Annotated in this window: 1 protein-coding gene; it reads left to right on the top strand. The window is 65.5% G+C overall.

The window, feature by feature from the left end; translation table 11 throughout:
• A partial coding sequence (locus tag AC5P1B_RS35915) for a ketoacyl-synthetase C-terminal extension domain-containing protein (protein WP_493892232.1) occupies positions 1 to 348 on the top strand: 348 nt, incomplete at both ends.

Here is a 348-nt window from a genome sequence, read left to right as displayed (position 1 = left end):
ATCGAAGCCCAAGCCCTCCTCGCCACCTACGGCCACAACCGGCCCACCCAAAACCCCCTGTGGCTCGGATCACTGAAATCCAACATCGGCCACACCCAAGCCGCCGCAGGCGTAGCCGGCGTCATCAAAATGATCCTCGCCCTCCAGCACGAACTACTGCCCAAGACCCTCCACATCGACGCCCCCACCTCACACGTCAACTGGTCCAGCGGAGCAGTATCCCTGCTCACCGAAGCACAACCCTGGCCCCGCACCGACCGCCCCCGCCGCGCGGGCATCTCCTCCTTCGGCGTCAGCGGCACCAACGCCCACCTCATCCTCGAACAACCCCCCACCCCCACCAAACCA

This window comes from Streptomyces sp. A01, assembly GCF_059026195.1.
The sequence above is the reverse complement of the archived record's forward strand: the minus strand, read 5'-3'. Positions and strand labels throughout refer to the sequence as shown.